This window comes from Streptomyces sp. WAC 06738, assembly GCF_003945505.1.
GTDB lineage: Bacteria > Actinomycetota > Actinomycetes > Streptomycetales > Streptomycetaceae > Streptomyces.
The window spans coordinates 5,940,611-5,958,135 of sequence record NZ_CP029618.1 but is presented as its reverse complement, the minus strand read 5'-3'; the positions used below and the strand labels follow the sequence as shown (position 1 = coordinate 5,958,135).

At 70.6% G+C, this 17,525-nt stretch carries 18 protein-coding genes; 3 read left to right on the top strand and 15 right to left on the bottom strand.

All coding sequences use genetic code 11. The annotated features are described in order from the left end of the window. Positions 1 to 41 precede the first annotated feature (41 nt). Positions 42 to 1,073, bottom strand: coding sequence for an LLM class flavin-dependent oxidoreductase (locus tag DMB38_RS26330; RefSeq protein WP_125937234.1), 1,032 nt, complete (start codon positions 1,071 to 1,073; stop codon positions 42 to 44). Positions 1,074 to 1,272: 199 nt separating this feature from the next. On the opposite strand from DMB38_RS26330, the gene DMB38_RS26325 reads away from it, so the two are divergent. The 3 genes from DMB38_RS26325 to DMB38_RS26315 all read left to right on the top strand — a co-directional run bounded on the left by DMB38_RS26325 (position 1,273) and on the right by DMB38_RS26315 (position 5,166). Beyond that, positions 1,273 to 1,599: an ATP/GTP-binding protein gene (locus DMB38_RS26325; protein WP_125937233.1), complete on the top strand. Its 327-nt coding sequence runs from the start codon at positions 1,273 to 1,275 to the stop codon at positions 1,597 to 1,599. A gap of 279 nt (positions 1,600 to 1,878) precedes the next feature. After that, positions 1,879 to 3,096, top strand: coding sequence for a glycoside hydrolase family 18 protein (locus tag DMB38_RS26320; protein WP_240662753.1), 1,218 nt, complete (start codon positions 1,879 to 1,881; stop codon positions 3,094 to 3,096). A 315-nt stretch (positions 3,097 to 3,411) separates the two neighbouring features. Further along, positions 3,412 to 5,166, top strand: coding sequence for a glycoside hydrolase family 18 chitinase (locus DMB38_RS26315; RefSeq protein WP_240662752.1), 1,755 nt, complete (start codon positions 3,412 to 3,414; stop codon positions 5,164 to 5,166). A 99-nt stretch (positions 5,167 to 5,265) separates the two neighbouring features. Here DMB38_RS26315 and DMB38_RS26310 read toward each other — a convergent pair whose 3' ends face one another. The 14 genes from DMB38_RS26310 to prmC all read right to left on the bottom strand — a co-directional run bounded on the left by DMB38_RS26310 (position 5,266) and on the right by prmC (position 17,495). Beyond that, positions 5,266 to 5,706 carry a DUF2550 domain-containing protein gene (locus DMB38_RS26310; RefSeq protein WP_125937231.1) on the bottom strand — a complete coding sequence of 147 codons (441 nt, stop codon included), beginning with the start codon at positions 5,704 to 5,706 and terminating at the stop codon, positions 5,266 to 5,268. A gap of 36 nt (positions 5,707 to 5,742) precedes the next feature. After that, positions 5,743 to 6,126 (bottom strand): F0F1 ATP synthase subunit epsilon, encoded by a 384-nt coding sequence (locus tag DMB38_RS26305; protein ID WP_047018154.1) that lies wholly within the window; start codon positions 6,124 to 6,126, stop codon positions 5,743 to 5,745. Positions 6,127 to 6,233: 107 nt separating this feature from the next. Further along, the gene (atpD, locus tag DMB38_RS26300; protein ID WP_125937230.1) at positions 6,234 to 7,685 is read right to left on the bottom strand and encodes a F0F1 ATP synthase subunit beta; all 1,452 of its coding nucleotides are present in this window, start codon (positions 7,683 to 7,685) and stop codon (positions 6,234 to 6,236) included. Between the two features lie 2 nt (positions 7,686 to 7,687). Continuing rightward, positions 7,688 to 8,629, bottom strand: a complete 942-nt coding sequence (locus tag DMB38_RS26295) for a F0F1 ATP synthase subunit gamma (RefSeq protein ID WP_125937229.1) — start codon at positions 8,627 to 8,629, stop codon at positions 7,688 to 7,690. Positions 8,630 to 8,631: 2 nt separating this feature from the next. Further along, entirely contained in the window at positions 8,632 to 10,203 is a 1,572-nt protein-coding gene (atpA, locus tag DMB38_RS26290) for a F0F1 ATP synthase subunit alpha (RefSeq protein ID WP_047018151.1), read from the bottom strand. 104 nt (positions 10,204 to 10,307) lie between these two features. Beyond that, complete coding sequence (locus tag DMB38_RS26285; RefSeq protein ID WP_125937228.1) at positions 10,308 to 11,123, bottom strand: F0F1 ATP synthase subunit delta; 816 nt, start codon at positions 11,121 to 11,123, stop codon at positions 10,308 to 10,310. A gap of 58 nt (positions 11,124 to 11,181) precedes the next feature. After that, entirely contained in the window at positions 11,182 to 11,748 is a 567-nt protein-coding gene (locus DMB38_RS26280; protein ID WP_125937227.1) for a F0F1 ATP synthase subunit B, read from the bottom strand. A 29-nt stretch (positions 11,749 to 11,777) separates the two neighbouring features. Next, a complete protein-coding gene (gene atpE / locus DMB38_RS26275; RefSeq protein ID WP_026276655.1) occupies positions 11,778 to 12,020 on the bottom strand; it encodes an ATP synthase F0 subunit C in 243 nt (80 codons plus the stop codon). An 80-nt stretch (positions 12,021 to 12,100) separates the two neighbouring features. Continuing rightward, positions 12,101 to 12,811 carry a F0F1 ATP synthase subunit A gene (gene atpB, locus DMB38_RS26270; RefSeq protein ID WP_125939289.1) on the bottom strand — a complete coding sequence of 237 codons (711 nt, stop codon included), beginning with the start codon at positions 12,809 to 12,811 and terminating at the stop codon, positions 12,101 to 12,103. 304 nt (positions 12,812 to 13,115) lie between these two features. Further along, positions 13,116 to 13,565: a hypothetical protein gene (locus tag DMB38_RS26265; protein WP_125937226.1), complete on the bottom strand. Its 450-nt coding sequence runs from the start codon at positions 13,563 to 13,565 to the stop codon at positions 13,116 to 13,118. 257 nt (positions 13,566 to 13,822) lie between these two features. Further along, on the bottom strand, positions 13,823 to 15,199 hold the full coding sequence (locus DMB38_RS26260; protein ID WP_125937225.1) for an MraY family glycosyltransferase: 1,377 nt from the start codon (positions 15,197 to 15,199) through the stop codon (positions 13,823 to 13,825). 148 nt (positions 15,200 to 15,347) lie between these two features. Then, positions 15,348 to 15,980 carry a low molecular weight phosphatase family protein gene (locus tag DMB38_RS26255; protein ID WP_047018146.1) on the bottom strand — a complete coding sequence of 211 codons (633 nt, stop codon included), beginning with the start codon at positions 15,978 to 15,980 and terminating at the stop codon, positions 15,348 to 15,350. Next, on the bottom strand, positions 15,977 to 16,624 hold the full coding sequence (locus DMB38_RS26250; RefSeq protein WP_047018145.1) for an L-threonylcarbamoyladenylate synthase: 648 nt from the start codon (positions 16,622 to 16,624) through the stop codon (positions 15,977 to 15,979). The genes DMB38_RS26255 and DMB38_RS26250 overlap by 4 nt, the downstream gene beginning before the upstream one ends. Before the next feature lie 13 nt (positions 16,625 to 16,637). Then, entirely contained in the window at positions 16,638 to 17,495 is an 858-nt protein-coding gene (gene prmC, locus DMB38_RS26245) for a peptide chain release factor N(5)-glutamine methyltransferase (protein ID WP_125937224.1), read from the bottom strand. Between the last annotated feature and the right edge of the window lie 30 nt (positions 17,496 to 17,525).

The following is a 17,525-nucleotide window of genomic DNA, read 5'->3' as shown; positions in this document are numbered from 1 at the left end:
TGCCGCTCCCCACGCCGTCCGCTCGCGCCCCCCTCGGGTGGTCAGCGAGCGAGGAGCGGCAGCACCTCCGCACCGATACGCCGTACGTTCCGCTCGGTGGCGCCCAGCTCCCCCGAGCCCTCCACGAGCAGCGCGAAGCGCGTGATGCCGGTACGTTCCGCGGTCGCCGCCAGCCGGTCGGCGCAGAGCCGCGGCGGGCCCACCGGGTGCAGCGCGCACAGCAGTTCCGTGTACGCCTCCGGATCGCGCATCGGACGCCTTCTGCCGTCCACCGTCTCCATCGCCCCCACACCGCTGCGGAGGGCCCCCGGCAGGGCCGTGCGCAGCAGCTCCGCCGCGCCCTCGGGGGTGTCGTCGACCTGGGCGACGCCGGCCGAGACGTGGCCCGCCGCGTCGATCGCCTCCGGGCTCATCCCGGCCTCCCGCGCGGTGCGCCGCCACAGCCGTACCATCTCCGCCTTCTCCTCGTCGCCGCAGTGCATCCCGAGCAGCATCGGCAGCCCGCGGCCCGCGGCGAGCCGGACGGTGCCCGGCGAGGTGCAGGCGACGAGCACCGGTACGTCCGCCGCGCCGTGCAGCGCCTCGGCCGGCCGGGGCACGACGGCGACCTCGCGGAACGCGTAGCGGTCGCCGCCGGCCCCGACCCGCGGTTCGCGCAGCCAGCGCAGCAGCAGGTCCAGCGACTCGGGGAAGTCGCTCTCGTACGCCGCCAGCCCGGTGCCGAAGACCTCCAGGTCCACCCACGGCCCGCCGCGCCCGACGCCGAGGACGAAGCGCCCCTGCGCGGCGTGGTGCAGCAGCGCGGCCTGCTCGCCGAGGGCGACGGGGTGCTGGGTGGGCAGCACGCTGACGGCGGTGCCGACGCTGATGCGGCTGGTGCGGCCGAGGAGCAGCGCGGCGAGGGTGACGGCCGAGGGGCAGGTGCCGTACGGGATGAAGTGGTGCTCGGCGAGCCAGACGGAGTCGAGACCCGCCTCCTCCGCCGCGACGCCCGTCCGCACGGCGCGGTGCAGGGCGTCGCCCTGTCCCTGGCCGGGGAACTGGGCGCCGAGGACGAACGAGCCGATGTGCATCCTGCCCCCTGTGTACCGATGGTGCTGTCGTGCGCGGGGTACGGACGGCCCGTCACCTGCGGCGACGGGGCACAACCCCGAAGTCGTCTTCATTGTTGGCGATCGAGGGGTGAATCGTCATTCTTTGTGCCCGGGGCTGGACTTCGCGCCCCGTACCCTGGTAGAGACCTCCGTCACGACGATCTTCCGAGGTGCCGACGTGTCCCCCCGCCGGAACAAGCCGCGCTCCCGCGGCGCCGCCCGTCCGTCCGCGGACGACGACCTCGCCGGCCGCATCGGCACGCCCGACGCGGCGGACTACGGGGGCGAGGAGTTCCTCGTCCGCCGCGTCGCCGGCTCCGCGACCGACAAGAGCTACCGCTGCCCGGGCTGCGACCAGGAGATCCGCCCCGGCACGCCGCACGTGGTGGCCTGGCCCGAGCACCGCGGCGCGGACCTGCGCCGGCACTGGCACACGGCCTGCTGGAACGCGCGCGACCGCCGCGGCACCCGGCCGCAGCGCTCGCGGAACGCCCCGCGCCACTGACGGCCCGCGCCACCGGCACCGGCACCACCCGGCGCACCGCGCCGCTGACACCCCGCCCACCTGCCCGTACGGCACCGGTCGCGGCGGACCGCGCAATCCCCCCGTGGTCCAGACCTATTGACGATTGGTGCAGACCTTCCCTACGCTCCCCCCTCACTGCGGTGCGCATGACATTCACATGCCCACCGGGCGACGCAGGTCCCACCCCCACACGTATCCGGACCTAGCTCGAGGAGCACGCCCTTGAGATCCCCCCACGTACGCACCCGCACGCGCGTCATCGGCATCCTGCTGACCCTGGCGCTCGCGATCCCGCTCACCGTGCTGGCCACCCTGGCGCCGTCGAGCAGCGCCGGCGCCGCGACGACCCCCGCGGGCCCCAAGGCCGCCGGCGTGAAGATGGGCTACTTCACCGAGTGGGGCGTCTACGACCGCAACTACCACGTGAAGAACATGGACACCTCCGGCACGGCGGAGAAGATCAACACCATCAACTACGCCTTCGGCAACGTCCAGGGCGGCCGCTGCACCATGGGCGACTCCTTCGCGGCCACCGAGAAGAGCTACACCGCCGACCAGAGCGTCGACGGCGTGGCCGACACCTGGGACCAGCCCCTGCGCGGCAACTTCAACCAACTCCTCAAGCTGAAGAAGAAGCACCCGCACCTCAAGATCCTCTGGTCCTTCGGCGGCTGGACCTGGTCCGGCGGCTTCACCCAGGCCATGCAGAACCCCGCCGCCTTCGCCCAGTCCTGCTACGACCTGGTCAACGACCCGCGCTGGCAGGGCCTCTTCGACGGCATCGACCTGGACTGGGAGTACCCCAACGCCTGCGGGCTGAGCTGTGACAGCAGCGGCCCGGCCGTCGTGAAGGACATGATGCAGGCGTTCCGCGCGAAGTTCGGCGACCAGCTGGTGACGGCGGCCGTGACCGCCGACGCCTCCGAGGGCGGGAAGATCGAGGCGGCCGACTACGCCGGCGCGGCCCAGTACGTCGACTGGTACAACGTCATGACGTACGACTTCTTCGGCGCCTGGGACGCCCAGGGCCCCACCGCCCCCCACTCGCCGCTCTCCTCGTACGACGGCATCCCGAAGCAGGGCTTCGACTCCACCGCGGCGATCGAGAAGTTCAAGGCCGCCGGCGTCCCGGCGAACAAGCTGCTGCTCGGCATCGGCTTCTACGGCCGCGGCTGGACCGGCGTGACCCAGGCCGAGCCCGGCGGCACCGCTACGGGACCCGCACCCGGCACGTACGAGCAGGGCATCGACGACTACAAGGAGCTGAAGGGTAAGTGCCCCGCCACCGGCACGGTCGCCGGCACGGCGTACGCCCACTGCGGCAACCAGTGGTGGAGCTACGACACCCCGCAGACCATCGGCGGGAAGATGTCCTACGCCAAGGAGCAGGGCCTCGGCGGCGCGTTCATCTGGGAGCTGAGCGGTGACACCGCGAACGGCGAGCTGATGTCCGCCGTCAACAGCGGCCTCGGCTGAGGCCGTTCGGCCGGCCGCCGCGCCGGCCGGAGCCCGGGACGGTGGTGTCGCCCCCACCGGCCCGGGCTTCTTCCATTTGGTCCAGACCTCTTGACCACATTGGTATGTACCAATAGCCTCCCTGGCGAGTGAGTGTCATGGCATGAACAAAAACCCGGCTCATGTACGACGGGCGGCCGTACGCGCGGACGCGCCGCCCGCACCTGACGGAACGGCACTCGACGAGGGAGACACACCTTGAGATCCCCCACCGGCAGTCGCCTGCTGAGACGCGCCACGGCCATCGTGGCCGCCGTGGCCATCCCGCTCGCCGCCATGGTCGGACTCGCCAGCCCCGCCCAGGCGGCAGGAGCGACCGCGACGTACCAGAAGGCATCGGACTGGGGCACCGGCTTCGAGGGCAGGTGGACGGTGAAGAACACCGGCACCGCGCCCCTCAGCTCCTGGTCCATTTCCTGGGACTTCCCCGCCGGCACCAGCGTCACGTCCTCCTGGGACGCGGACGTCACCAACACCGGCACCCGCTGGACCGCCAAGAACAAGTCGTACAACGGCAGCCTCGCCCCCGGCGCCAGCGTCACCTTCGGCTTCAACGGCTCCGGCAGCGGCGGCGGCAACGTCACCAACTGCACCCTGAACGGCGACCCCTGCGACGGCGGCGGCATCCCCGGCGACAGCGCGCCCTCGGCTCCCGGCACGCCCAGCGCCGGGAACATCACCGACACCTCCATCGCGCTGAGCTGGACCGCGGCCACCGACGACAAGGGGATCAAGAACTACGACGTGTACCGCGGCAGCACCAAGGTCGCCACGGTCACCGGCACCACGTACACGGACACCGGCCTGAGCGCCGGCACCCCGTACACCTACAGCGTCCGCGCCCGCGACACCGCGGACCAGGTCGGCCCCGCCAGCGGCTCGCGGACCGTCACCACGACGGGCGGCGGCGGCCCCGGCGGCGGCAAGATCAAGATGGGGTACTTCACCGAGTGGGGCGTCTACCAGCGCAACTACCACGCGAAGAACCTCGACACCTCCGGCACGGCGCAGAAGATCAACACCATCAACTACGCCTTCGGCAACGTCCAGAACGGCCGCTGCACCATGGGCGACTCCTACGCCGCGATCGAGAAGGCGTACGGCGCCGGCGAGAGCGTCGACGGCGTGGCGGACACCTGGGACCAGCCGCTGCGGGGCAACTTCAACCAGCTCCTCAAGCTGAAGAAGAAGCACCCGCACCTCAAGATCCTCTGGTCCTTCGGCGGCTGGACCTGGTCCGGCGGCTTCACCCAGGCCATGCAGAACCCCGCCGCCTTCGCCCAGTCCTGCTACGACCTCGTGTACGACCCGCGCTGGCAGGGCCTCTTCGACGGCATCGACCTGGACTGGGAGTACCCCAACGCCTGCGGGCTCACCTGTGACAGCAGCGGCCCGGCCGTCATGAAGAACATGATGCAGGCGTTCCGCGCGAAGTTCGGCAACAAGCTCGTCACCGCCGCCATCACGGCCGACGCCTCCAGCGGCGGGAAGATCGACAAGGCCGACTACGCCGGCGCGGCCCAGTACGTCGACTGGTACAACGTCATGACGTACGACTTCTTCGGCGCCTGGGACGCCCAGGGCCCCACCGCCCCCCACTCGCCCCTCACCTCGTACAACGGCATCCCGATCGCCGCGTTCCACTCCGACGCCGCGATCCAGAAGCTGAAGGGCATGGGCATCCCGCCGGCCAAGCTGCTGCTCGGCGTCGGCTTCTACGGCCGCGGCTGGACCGGCGTGACGCAGAGCGCGCCCGGCGGCAGCGCGACGGGACCCGCACCCGGCAAGTACGAGCAGGGCATCGACGACTACAAGGAGCTGAAAGGCAGGTGCCCGACCACCGGAACGGTCGCGGGCACGGCGTACGCCCACTGCGGCAACCAGTGGTGGAGCTACGACACCCCGGCGACACTCACCGCCAAGATGACCTACGCCAAGAACCAGAACCTCGGCGGCGCGTTCATCTGGGAACTCAGCGGTGACACCGCCAACGGCGAGCTGATGACCGCGGTCCACAACGGTCTCGGCTAGGACCCCAGACGGCCTGAACCCGGGGTATCCGGCGTGCGCTCGCCTCCCCGCCCCGGGTTCAGGCCCTTTCCCGTTCCCACGGACGAGTGGCCGTACGCGCTACGCCACGTTGACGCGCTGCCCCGGAGGGGCCGCCTCCAGCCAGGCGAGAAAGCCGGTGAGCGCGTCCTCGCTCATCGCCAGCTCGATCCGGTCCTCGTCGTGCCGGCAGGCCAGCACGACGGCATCGGAGAGCAGGGCGAGTTCCTCCTCGCCCGCGGGGGCCCGGCGCTCCAGCACCTCGATGCCGTCCCGCCGCAGCACGCGGCGCGGCCTCGGTGCGTACGAGAAGACGCGGAACCACTCGATGACGTCACCGCTGTAGCGGGCGACGCCGTACGCCCAGCCCTTCCCGGGCCGGTCGGCGCGGGCGGACCAGCGCAGACTGCAGTCGAAGGTGCCGCCGGCCCGCTGGATGAGGCGGCGGCGCAAACCGAAGAGGAAGAGGCCGAGCAGCAGCAGGGCGACCGCCGCCCCGGCCAGCAGCAAAGCGAGGAACATCTCCACAGACCTCCTCGCCGCTCCTCTCGCGTGGCCTCAGCGACCCGCCACGGCCAGGAGCCGCACTTCCGCGCGCCGCTCCGCTCCCGCGTCCGCGTCGGCTTTGGCCCGCTCCAGGGCGCGCTCCGCGCGCTCCACGTCGATCTCGTCGGAGAGCTCGGCGATCTCGGCGAGCAGCGAGAGCTTGTTGTCCGCGAAGGAGATGAAGCCGCCGTGCACGGCCGCCAGGACCGTGCCCTCGCCGCTGGCGCCCGTCGTACGGATCGTCACGGGGCCGGACTCCAGCACCGTGAGCAGCGGCTGGTGTCCGGGCATGATGCCGATGTCACCGGACGGGGTGCGCGCGATGACCCGGGTGGCCTCGCCGGACCAGACGCTACGGTCCGCGGCGACCAACTCGACGTGCAGCTCGGCCACGATGGCTCCTCAACTGGGGTTTAGCAGAGAATAACGGGTTTGCGGGCCGGGGGCGGGGCGAACCCCGCCCCCGGGTGGCTCGGAGCCGGTGAGAACCGCGGGCGCATCCGTCAGGAGACGCCCAGCTCCTTCGCCTTGGCCTTCAGGTCCTCCAGGCCACCGCACATGAAGAACGCCTGCTCGGGGAAGTGGTCGTACTCGCCGTCGGCGATCGCGTTGAACGCGGCGATCGACTCGTCCAGCGGCACGTCGGATCCGTCGAGCCCGGTGAACTGCTTCGCCGCGTGGGTGTTCTGCGACAGGAAGCGCTCGATCCGGCGGGCGCGGGAGACGGTGAGCTTGTCCTCCTCGGAGAGCTCGTCCATACCCAGAATGGCGATGATGTCCTGCAGGTCCTTGTACTTCTGCAGGATCGCCTTCACGCGCGTGGCGCACTCGTAGTGGTCCTGCGCGATGTAGCGCGGGTCGAGCACCCGGGAGGTGGAGGCCAGCGGGTCCACCGCGGGGTAGATGCCCTTCTCCGAGATCGGACGGGAGAGCTCCGTCGTCGCGTCGAGGTGGGCGAAGGTGGTCGCCGGGGCCGGGTCGGTGTAGTCGTCCGCGGGCACGTAGATCGCCTGCATCGAGGTGATCGAGTGGCCGCGGGTCGAGGTGATCCGCTCCTGGAGCAGACCCATCTCGTCCGCCAGGTTCGGCTGGTAGCCCACCGCGGAGGGCATGCGGCCCAGCAGGGTGGAGACCTCGGAGCCGGCCTGGGTGAAGCGGAAGATGTTGTCGATGAAGAACAGCACGTCCTGCTTCTGCACATCGCGGAAGTACTCCGCCATCGTGAGACCGGCCAGGGCGACGCGCAGCCGGGTGCCCGGCGGCTCGTCCATCTGCCCGAAGACCAGCGCGGTCTGCGGCAGCACGCCGGACTCGGCCATCTCCGCGATCAGGTCGTTGCCCTCACGGGTGCGCTCGCCGACGCCCGCGAAGACCGAGACGCCCTCGTGCAGCTTGGCCACACGCATGATCATCTCTTGGATGAGCACGGTCTTGCCGACGCCCGCGCCGCCGAAGAGGCCGATCTTGCCGCCCTTGACGTACGGGGTGAGCAGGTCGACGACCTTCAGACCGGTCTCGAACATCTCGGTCTTGGCCTCGAGCTGGTCGAACGGGGGCGCCGTGCGGTGGATCGCCCAGCGCTCCTGGATCTCCGACTCGTCGACCTCGTCGTTGAGGATCTCACCGAGGGTGTTGAAGACGCGGCCCTTGGTGACGTCGCCGACGGGGACCGTCAGGCCCTCGCCGGTGTCGGTCACCGGGGCCTGGCGGACCAGGCCGTCGGTGGGCTGCATGGAGATGGCGCGGACCAGGCCCTCGCCGAGGTGCTGCGCGACCTCCAGGGTCAGCGCCTTGATCTCGCCCGCCTGGGCGGGGTCGGCGACCTCGACGGTGAGCGCGTTGTAGATGTCGGGCATCGCGTCGACGGGGAACTCCACGTCGACGACCGGGCCGATGACCCGCGCGACGCGGCCGGTCGCCGTGGCCTTCGCTTCGGTGGTCGTAGCAGTGGTCATGATTATCGGTCACTCCCCGCAGAGGCGTCGGCCAGGGCGTTCGCGCCACCGACGATCTCGCTGATTTCCTGGGTGATTTCGGCCTGGCGGGCCTGGTTGGCTAGCCGCGTGAGCGACTTGATGAGCTCCTCGGCGTTGTCCGTCGCCGACTTCATCGCACGGCGGGTGGCGGCGTGCTTGGAGGCGGCCGACTGCAGCAGCGCGTTGTAGATCCGGCTCTCGACGTACCGCGGCAGCAGCGCGTCGAGCACGCCGTCCGCGGACGGCTCGAAGTCGTACAGCGCGTGGTACTCCTGCTCCTTCTTCCGCGCCTCCTCGAAGACCTCCGCGGAGTCCGCGGCGGTCTTCTCGAAGACGATCGGGAGCAGCCGCCTGTCCACCGCGGTCTGCGTCATCATCGAGTGGAACTCGGTGTAGACGATGTGGATCTCGTCCACGCCGCCCTCCGAGGTCTCCTTGCTCAGCGCCTCGATGAGCGGCGCGGCCACCCGCTTCGCGTCCGCGTAGGTCGGGTTGTCGGTGAAGCCGGTCCAGGACTCGGCCACCGGCCGCTCGCGGAAGCCGAAGTACGAGACGCCCTTGCGGCCGACGATGAAGTGGTCGACCTGCCGGCCCGCACCGGTCAGCCGGTTCGTCAGCATCTCGGTCTGCTTGATGGCGTTGGAGTTGTAGCCGCCGGCCAGACCGCGGTCGCTGGTGATCATCAGCACCGCGGCCCGCACCGGCCGCTCCACCTCGGTGGTGAGCGGGTGCTTGGTCTCGGAGCCCGCGGCCACCGCCGTGACGGCGCTGGTCAGCTCGGTCGCGTACGGCGTGGAGGCCGCCACCTGGCGCTGCGCCTTGACGACGCGCGAGGCGGCGATCATCTCCATCGCCTTGGTGATCTTCTTGGTCGCAGAGACGCTACGGATCCGCCTCTTGTAGACCCGCATCTGGGCGCCCATGCTCAGCCCTCGCCCAGCAGCTTGCCGTCCGAGGTCTCGAACTGCCGCTTGAAGGACTCGACCGCCTCGCGGAGCGCCTCGATGGTCTCGTCGGGCATCTTGCCGCCCTCACGGATGCCCGTGAGCAGGTCCTTGTTCTCCCGGTGCAGGTGGTCGAGGAGCTCGCGCTCGAACCGCTTGACGTCCGCGACGGGCACGTCGTCCAGGATGCCGTTGGTGCCGGACCACACGGACACGACCTGGTCCTCGGTGGGGAAGGGCGCGTACTGCGGCTGCTTCATCAGCTCCATCATCCGCTGGCCCCGCTCCAGGGCCGCCTTGGAGGCGGCGTCCAGGTCGGAGCCGAAGGCGGCGAACGCCTCCAGCTCGCGGAACTGCGCCAGGTCCAGCTTCAGCCGTCCCGAGACCTGCCGGATCGCCCGGTGCTGGGCGGCACCGCCGACGCGGGAGACCGAGATACCGACATTCAGCGCCGGGCGCTGGCCCGAGTTGAACAGGTCGGACTCCAGGAAGCACTGGCCGTCGGTGATGGAGATCACGTTGGTCGGGATGTACGCCGACACGTCGTTCGCCTTGGTCTCGATGACCGGCAGGCCCGTCATCGAACCGGCGCCCAGGTCGTCGGAGAGCTTGGCGCAGCGCTCCAGCAGCCGGGAGTGCAGGTAGAAGACGTCACCGGGGTACGCCTCGCGGCCCGGCGGGCGGCGCAGCAGCAGCGACACGGCGCGGTACGCCTCGGCCTGCTTGGACAGGTCGTCGAAGATGATCAGGACGTGCTTGCCCTGGTACATCCAGTGCTGGCCGATGGCCGAGCCGGTGTAGGGGGCCAGGTACTTGAAGCCCGCCGGGTCGGACGCCGGGGCCGCCACGATCGTGGTGTACTCCAGCGCACCGGCCTCCTCCAGCGCGCCGCGCACGCCGGCGATGGTGGAGCCCTTCTGGCCGATCGCCACGTAGATGCAGCGGACCTGCTTGTTCGGGTCGCCGGAGCGCCAGTTGTCGCGCTGGTTGATGATCGTGTCGATGCCGAGGGCGGTCTTGCCCGTCTGCCGGTCACCGATGATCAACTGGCGCTGGCCGCGGCCGATGGGGGTCATCGCGTCGACGGCCTTGTAGCCCGTCTCCATCGGCTCGTGCACCGACTTGCGCTGCATGACCGTGGGAGCCTGCAGCTCCAGCGCACGGCGGCCCTCGGTCGCGATCTCGCCGAGGCCGTCCACCGGCTTGCCCAGGGGGTCGACGACCCGGCCCAGGTAGCCGTCGCCGACCGGCACGGAGAGGACCTCGCCGGTACGGGTGACCGGCTGCCCCTCCTCGATGCCCCTGAACTCGCCGAGGACGACCGCACCGATCTCCCGCTCCTCCAGGTTGAGGGCGAGGCCGAGGGTGCCGTCCTCGAACTTCAGCAGCTCGTTCGCCATCGCCGAGGGCAGCCCCTCGATCTTGGCGATGCCGTCCATGGCCTGCGATACCGTGCCGACCTCTTCGCGCGAGGCCGCGTCCGGCTGGTACGACTGGACATAGCTCTCCAGCGCGTCCCGGATCTCCTCCGGCCGGATCGTGAGCTCCGCCATCTGGGTTCCCTGCTCTCCTTGTTGGGCCCGTAAGTTCTTGCGTCCACGGCCCAACTCGGGCCGCTGGTGATGCTCTGGAGTTGGTGTGTGACGATCGGTGACCGTCAGCCCGCCATACCGCGCTTCACCTCGTCGAGGCGGTCGGCGACGGAGCCGTTGATGACCTCGTCGCCCACCCGCACCGAGATCCCGCCGAGGACCGCGGGGTCCACGTCCAGGTTCAGGTGCATGTCCCGGCCGTACAGCCGGGACAGCGCGGCGCCCAGGCGCTCCTTCTGCCCGTCGCTGAGCGGCACGGCGGTGGACACGACCGCGACCATCCGGTCCCGGCGCTCCGCGGCGAGCTTGGAGAGGGCCTCCAGGCCCCCTTCCAGGCTACGGCCCCGCGGCCGTTCGACGAGCCGCACGACCAGCCGCTCGGTGACCGGGTTGGCCCGGCCGCCCAGCAGCGTGTGCAGCAGCCCGGCTTTGGCGGCGCCGGTGCCCACCCGGTCGGTGAGCGCCCCGCGGAGCTGCTTGTCGCCCGTGACGATCCGGCCGAACCGGAACAGCTCGTCCTCCACCTCGTCGAGCTGCCCCGCCCGCTGCGCGGCGGTGAGGTCCGCGGTGTCGGCGAGCTCCTCCAGCACGTCGACCAGGTCACGCGCCCGCGACCAGCGGGCCCGTACCATCCCGGCGACCAGGTCGGCGGCCGCGCCGCCGATCTGCCCGCCGAGGACCCGGCCGGCCAGCTCGGCCTTGGCCTCGCCGGGCTGCGCCGGGTCGGTCAGCGCCCGCCGCAGCGTCACCTCGCGGTCCAGCAGGGCGGTCACGGCGGCCAGCTCCCCGGCCAGCTCCGCCGCGTCGACCGAGGTGCTGTCGGTCAGCGCGTCGAGCTGCTTCCGGGCGGCGGCCAGCGCCTCGCGGCTCGCTCCGTTCATCGGTCACGCTCCTCGTCTCGCTCGCTGACGCTCGCTCGACTCGTCGCCGTTCCGGCGTTCATGCCCCGGCCTCGGCCTTCGTCCCGGACTGGGCGGCGGCCTTGGCCTCCAGCTCGTCCAGGAACCGGTCGACGACACGGCTCTGCCGGGCGTGGTCCTCCAGGGACTCGCCGACCAGCCGGCCGGCCAGCTCGGTGGCGAGCGCGCCGACGTCCTGGCGCAGCGCCAGCGAAGCGGCCTTCTTGTCGGCCTCGACCTGGGCGTGACCGGCGGCGATGATCTCCTCACGCTGCCGCTGGCCCTCGGCCCGCATCTCGGCGATGAGGGCCGAACCCTGCTCGCGAGCCTCCTCGCGCAGCCGGTTGGCCTCGTGCCGGGCCTCGGCGAGCTGGGCCTTGTACTGGTCCAGCGTCTGCTCCGCCTCGATCTGGGCGGCCTCGGCCTTCTCCATGCCGCCCTCGATGGCCGCCTTGCGCTCCTCCAGCACCTCGTTGATACGCGGCAGGAGCTTCTTGGCCAGCAGGCCGAAGACGATGAGGAAGGCGATCAGGCCGATGACGAGTTCCGGCAACGGCGGGACGAGAGGGTTCTGCTCCTCTGATGCCGCGATCTGCAGGAGGTTCACATCGGTGCCTTTCGTCGTAAGGAGTCCGCTCAGGACGGGTAAACGAACGGCATGACGATGCCGATGAGGGCGAGCGCCTCACAGAAGGCGAAGCCCAGAATCATGTTCTGCCGGATCAGGCCGACGGCCTCGGGCTGGCGGGCCATGGCCTGCACACCGTTACCGAAGATGTAGCCGATGCCGACACCGGGGCCGATCGCGGCGAGGCCGTAGCCGATGGCGCCGAGGTTGCCCTTGATCTCGACGGCGGCGAGAGTCTCCATGACAGCCATGGGTGTTTCTTCCTTCTCTTCTACGGGCCGGTGGGGGTTGGCCACCGGACGATTCGGGGTGGTGCGGGTGGTGCGGTGGCTCAGTGCGCCTCTTCGAGCGCGCCCGAGATGTAGCTGGCGGTCAGCACGACGAACACGTACGCCTGGACGGCCTGGATGAAGAGCTCGAAGGCGATCATCACCATGACCATCACGAACGCCACGGGCGCGTAGGCGAAGCCCCAGCTGTTGAGGAAGAACCAGGTGGCGATGGTGAACATCACGAGCAGCAGGTGGCCGGCGAACATGTTCGCGAAGAGCCGCACCGCGTGCGTGAAGGGCCGCACGAGCACGTTGGAGAAGAACTCGATGAGCATGACCAGCGGGAGCACGCCGCCCAGCGACTTGTCGTAGCCGGTGAGGTTCTTGAACCCGCCGGCGAAGCCGTGCCGCTTGAAGGTCAGCGTCATCCAGGTCAGCCAGACCAGGATCGCCAGGGCGGCGGGGAAGGCGATGATCGAGGTCACCGGGAACTGCGCGAGCGGGATGATCGACCAGAGGTTCATCAGCCAGATGAAGAAGAAGAGGGAGACCAGCAGCGGCACCCACTTCTCGCCTTCCTTCTTGCCGATGGTCTCGTAGACGATGCCGCGGCGGACGAAGTCGTAGCCGGACTCGGCGACCATCTGCAGCTTGCCCGGGACGACCTTGGGGCTGGCGAACGCCTTCCAGAAGAAGACGCAGAGCACCAGCGTCGTCACCAGCGCCAGCAGGATCGGCTTGTTGAACTCGAAGCCGCCGATCGTGAACATCGGCTTGAAGACGAACGAGTGCAGGCCGGGGGACTGGAAGCCGCAACCACCTTCAACGAAGATCTTGCAACTCGCGTCGAAAGCGAGCGTCGTATCAGCAGCACTCACCGGCGAGCTCCTTCGGCGTGACGCATGGCTACGGCAACCTCAATGTGTCGGTGTTGTGCACCGCTGGAGAGCGGTACGTGACAGGACGGGATACGGCCGGCGGGGTGCGGTGCGGCCCAGCGGCCCACGGCGCACGCGCGCACCGGCGCGGCAGGGGGACCATAGCAGTCGCGGATCACTGCTCGGCCAGCGGGTGTCATCGCCCGGCCTCGGTGGCCGTACCGGAGCGCTGTTCACCCGCTCCGGTTTCTCGCTCCGGCTCCACGTACGGCAACTTCAGCCGGAAGTGGGTACGGCCCATGGCCGCGGTGAACACCAGGGCCGCGGCGAGCACCGTGAAGCCGAACGCCTTGGTGTCGAAGAGCGTCGTGTCCTTGAACAGCCCCATGACGACGGCGAGCAGCAGCACCTGGGAGGTGTAGGTGATCAGCGCGATTCCGAGGAAGAGCTCGGGGTTCTTGCGCGAGAAGTGCTGGAGTGCGAAGAGGCCGAGACAGAAGAAGGCAAGGACCACCACGGTGGCTGCGGCGGCTCCCACACCGCCCTTCACACCGGCCGCGAGTGAGCTGATGACCACTGCGACGACGCCGGCGAGGGCGGTCGGGATCGCGGCGCCACGGAGGATCCGGGCGTCGTTGACCTGCATATGAGGAGTCTCCGGCGGGAGTCGGGAGCAACTGGTCGACGGTGACGAGCATGTCCCCCGGTGCGGGTGCACCGCGTCGAGGGGCATCGCGCCAGAGAACCGTCGCACTACGGTCCTTCGGCTCTGCACCGGGTTCTCGTGAACGGTATCACAAGCATCTTGACCCGAGCTTTACTCAGGAAGTGTGCTGCCCGTCACACGAAAGGGCTACGTCGGCCACGTCGCTCCGCTCACCTGGAGATATGCCTGCTACGGCGTCAATGTCCAGCCCGGCGCCAGCGCGAGCGCTCCCCCACGGCCGTGGAACCACTGATGCCCGCGGGGATGAGCTCGTGCCCCTGTGAACCGGGCGCCCCCTTCGCGCCGTTCACCCCGTTTGCTGCCTCTGCCGCGTTTGCTGGATTTGCCCCGTTCACCGCGGCGCCGCCGGCCGGCGCCGGGTCGCCGCCGGTGCCGTCGCCGGCGTCCCCGGGGCGGCGGTAGCGCGGCGGTACGAGCCTGTTGGCCCAGGACGGCGTCTTCGGGGCGAACCGCGGCAGCAGCAACAGCACGAGTCCCGCGGCGCTCAGCCCGACCGCCACCAGCACCAGCCAGACGTTGTCGGCCTGCACCGAGAACGCCACCATCCCGAACGCGACCAGCGCCGACCAGAAGTACATGAGCAGCACGGCCCGCATGTGCGAGTGGCCCATCTCCAGCAGCCGGTGGTGCAGGTGCCCCCGGTCGGCCGCGAACGGCGACTGGCCGCGCCAGGTGCGCCGTACGACGGCCAGCACCAGGTCCAGCATCGGGATCGCCAGGATCGTCAGCGGCAGCACCAGCGGGATGAACACCGGCACCGTCGAGCGCACGGCCTCCTTCTCGCTGCCCGCGAAGACCTTCAGCGCGTCCGGATCCACCTGCCCGGTGATGGAGATCGCCCCGGCGGCCAGTACCAGGCCCAGGAGCATCGATCCCGAGTCGCCCATGAAGATCCGCGCCGGGTGCACGTTGTGCGGCAGGAAGCCGACGCACATGCCCAGCAGCACGGCGGAGAAGAGCGCGGCGGGGGCGGCAGCTTCGATCCCGTAGCCGAACCAGATGCGGTACGCGTAGATGAAGAACGCCGCCGAGGCGATGCCCACCATGCCGGCGGCCAGCCCGTCGAGGCCGTCCACGAAGTTGACGGCGTTGATCGAGATGACGACAAGGGCGACGGTGAGCAGCGTGCCCTGCATCGGCGTCAGCACGACCGTGCCCACGCCCGGGACCGGGATCCACAGGATCGTCAGGCCCTGCAGCACCATGACGCCCGCGGCGATCATCTGCGCGCCGAGCTTGAGCAGGGCGTCCACGCCCCACTTGTCGTCCAGGACGCCGATCAGCCAGATCAGCGCGGCGCCGGACAACAGCGCCTTCGGCTCGTTGAGCTCGAAGACCCGCTCGAAGGCCTGCAACTGCGACGCGACGAGCAGCGCGGCGCACATCCCGCCGAACATGGCGATGCCGCCGAGCCTCGGCGTCGGCTCGCTGTGCACGTCACGGTCCCGGATTTCCGGCATCGCGCCGGCCGCGATCGCGAACTTCCGCACCGGGCCGGTCAGCAGATACGTGACAGCGGCTGCGATGCACAGCGTCAGCAGGTATTCACGCACAAGCTGCCCCAGAGGTTTCGCTGTTCCGTTCAGCCACACACATTAGCCCGCTCCCGGCCCTCCATTCTCCGGGTACGGGCGCAAGGCCCGTCCGGGCCCGTAAAGAAATAGACCCCTCAGGCGCCCGACCGGTTGCATCCGGCCATCGTCAGGCGGCCGCCGGCACCCCTGTGAGCGCCGTCACCACCGGGTCCAGCGCCTGGCCGATCTCCTCGCCGATGCGCCGGAAGTACGGCACCGGCGCCCCGTACGGGTCGTACACCTCGTCCGCCGCCGGGCTGGGCGCCAGCAGCCAGCCGCGCAGCGCCGCCGCGGCCTGGACCAGCGCGTGCGCGCGCGCCACGGGGCCCTCGCGGGCCGGGGGCAGCGTGGCGGAATCTATGGCCCGTACCAGCCGGGCGAACTCCTTGAGCGTGAACGTGCGCAGCCCCGCGGAGTGGCCCATGGAGATCACCTGCGCCCGGTGGTCCCGGGTCGCGGTGAGCACCAGATCCGCCCGGATCACGTGCTCGTCGCGCAGCTCCCGGGCCGCAAACCCGTCCGGGTCCGCCCCCGACTCCCGCAGCACCGTCGCCGCGTGCGCCTCCATCGGCGCCCCCTCGTGCCCCCAGGTGCCCGCGCTCTCCACCGCGATGCCCGCCGCGGGCCGCGGGCCGAGGCGCACGTCGAGGGCATGCCGCGTCAGCCGCTCGGTGATCGGGGAGCGGCAGACGTTGCCGGTGCTGACGTGGAGGATCCGGAATCCCTGTATGTCCCCCGTGCGCCCTTCGGGCGCGGTCAACTGGCGACCTCGAGCCCGCCTGCGACCTCGCGCAGTTGCTCCGCGGTCACCGCGCCCTCGCGCAGCAGCACCGGCGTGCGGCCGGTGATGTCCACGATCGAGGACGGCACCGCGGCCGGCGTCGGGCCGCCGTCGAGATAGACCGAGACCGACTCGCCCAGCATCTCCTGGGCGGCGTCGCAGTCCTGGGGGGCGGGGTGGCCGGTGAGGTTGGCGCTGGAGACGGCCATCGGGCCGACCTCCTTGAGCAGTTCGAGCGCCACCGGGTGCAGCGGCATCCGCACCGCCACCGTGCCGCGGGTCTCGCCCAGGTCCCAGGTGAGCGACGGCTGGTGCTTGGCGACGACGGTCAGCGCGCCCGGCCAGAAGGCGTCGATCAGCTCCCACGCCTCCTCGCTGAGGTCCTTGACGAGCCCGTGCAGAGTGTTCGGCGAGCCGATGAGCACCGGGGTGGGCATGCTGCGCCCGCGGCCCTTGGCGTCCAGCAGCGCCGCCACCGCCTCGCCGGCGAAGGCGTCGGCGCCGATGCCGTAGACCGTGTCGGTGGGCAGGACGACCAGCTCGCCGCGGCGGACTGCGGACGCGGCCTCGCGCAGCCCGGTCCTGCGATCGGCCGCATCGCTGCAGTCGTAGCGCCGTGCCATGTCAATCTCCTTCTCAGGTACGGACCCTGCGGGCGGTCGCGAATCGAGGCCGGTTGTTGAGGTCGGGGTGGTCGGCGGCGTCCGCCCAGCCGCGTTCCTCGGTGAAGAGCCACGGCACCTGGCCGCCCTGGGTGTCGGCGTGCTCGACGACCAGCACCCCGCCGGGGCGCAGCAGCCGCCGGGCCGCGACCTCCAGACCGCGGATGAGGTCGAGGCCGTCCTCGCCCGAGAAGAGCGCGGCCTGCGGGTCGTGGTCGCGGGCTTCCGGGGCGACATGCTCCCACTCGGTCAGCGGGATGTAGGGCGGATTGCTGACGACCAGGTCGACCTGGCCGTTCAGCTCCGGCAGCGCGGTGCGCGCGTCTCCATGGTGCAGCACGACGCGGGCGCCGCCGTCGTTGTGCGCGGCGTTCTTGCGCGCCCAGTTGAGCGCCGTCTCCTCCAGCTCGACCGCGTGCACGGCGGCCCGCGGCACCTCCTGCGCCATGGCCAGCGCGATGGCGCCGGAGCCGGTGCACAGGTCGACGATGAGCGGCTCGACGACGTCCATGGCGCGGACGGCCGCTATGGCCCAGTCCACCACGGACTCGGTCTCCGGGCGGGGCACGAAGACGCCGGGACCGACCTGGAGTTCCAGATAGCGGAAGTAGGCGACGCCGGTGATGTGCTGCAGCGGCTCACGGGCCTCGCGGCGGGCGACGGCCTCCCAGTAGCGGGCGTCGAAGTCGGCGTCGGCGACGCGGTGCAACTCGCCGCGGGGCACGCCGTGCACGTACGCCGCCAGCTCCTCCGCGTCGAACCGCGGGGAGGGCACGCCCGCGTCGGCGAGCCGCCGCGTGGCCTGTGCCACTTCGACGAGCAGCAGGTTCACGTTCCCTCCGGTCCCTCGGCCGTATCCCGT

Bases quoted from the DNA above. Each gene is read 5' to 3' on its own strand.
- DMB38_RS26315 (WP_240662752.1), top strand. From the start codon at position 3,412: ATGGTCGGACTCGCCAGCCCCGCCCAGGCGGCAGGAGCGACCGCGACG.
- atpE (WP_026276655.1), bottom strand. From the start codon at position 12,020: ATGGCTGTCATGGAGACTCTCGCCGCCGTCGAGATCAAGGGCAACCTC.
- DMB38_RS26250 (WP_047018145.1), bottom strand. From the start codon at position 16,624: ATGGCACGGCGCTACGACTGCAGCGATGCGGCCGATCGCAGGACCGGG.
- DMB38_RS26310 (WP_125937231.1), bottom strand. From the start codon at position 5,706: ATGTTCCTCGCTTTGCTGCTGGCCGGGGCGGCGGTCGCCCTGCTGCTG.
- atpB (WP_125939289.1), bottom strand. From the start codon at position 12,811: ATGTTCACGATCGGCGGCTTCGAGTTCAACAAGCCGATCCTGCTGGCG.
- DMB38_RS26265 (WP_125937226.1), bottom strand. From the start codon at position 13,565: ATGCAGGTCAACGACGCCCGGATCCTCCGTGGCGCCGCGATCCCGACC.
- DMB38_RS26330 (WP_125937234.1), bottom strand. From the start codon at position 1,073: ATGCACATCGGCTCGTTCGTCCTCGGCGCCCAGTTCCCCGGCCAGGGA.
- DMB38_RS26285 (WP_125937228.1), bottom strand. From the start codon at position 11,123: ATGAACGGAGCGAGCCGCGAGGCGCTGGCCGCCGCCCGGAAGCAGCTC.
- atpD (WP_125937230.1), bottom strand. From the start codon at position 7,685: ATGACCACTGCTACGACCACCGAAGCGAAGGCCACGGCGACCGGCCGC.
- DMB38_RS26295 (WP_125937229.1), bottom strand. From the start codon at position 8,629: ATGGGCGCCCAGATGCGGGTCTACAAGAGGCGGATCCGTAGCGTCTCT.
- atpA (WP_047018151.1), bottom strand. From the start codon at position 10,203: ATGGCGGAGCTCACGATCCGGCCGGAGGAGATCCGGGACGCGCTGGAG.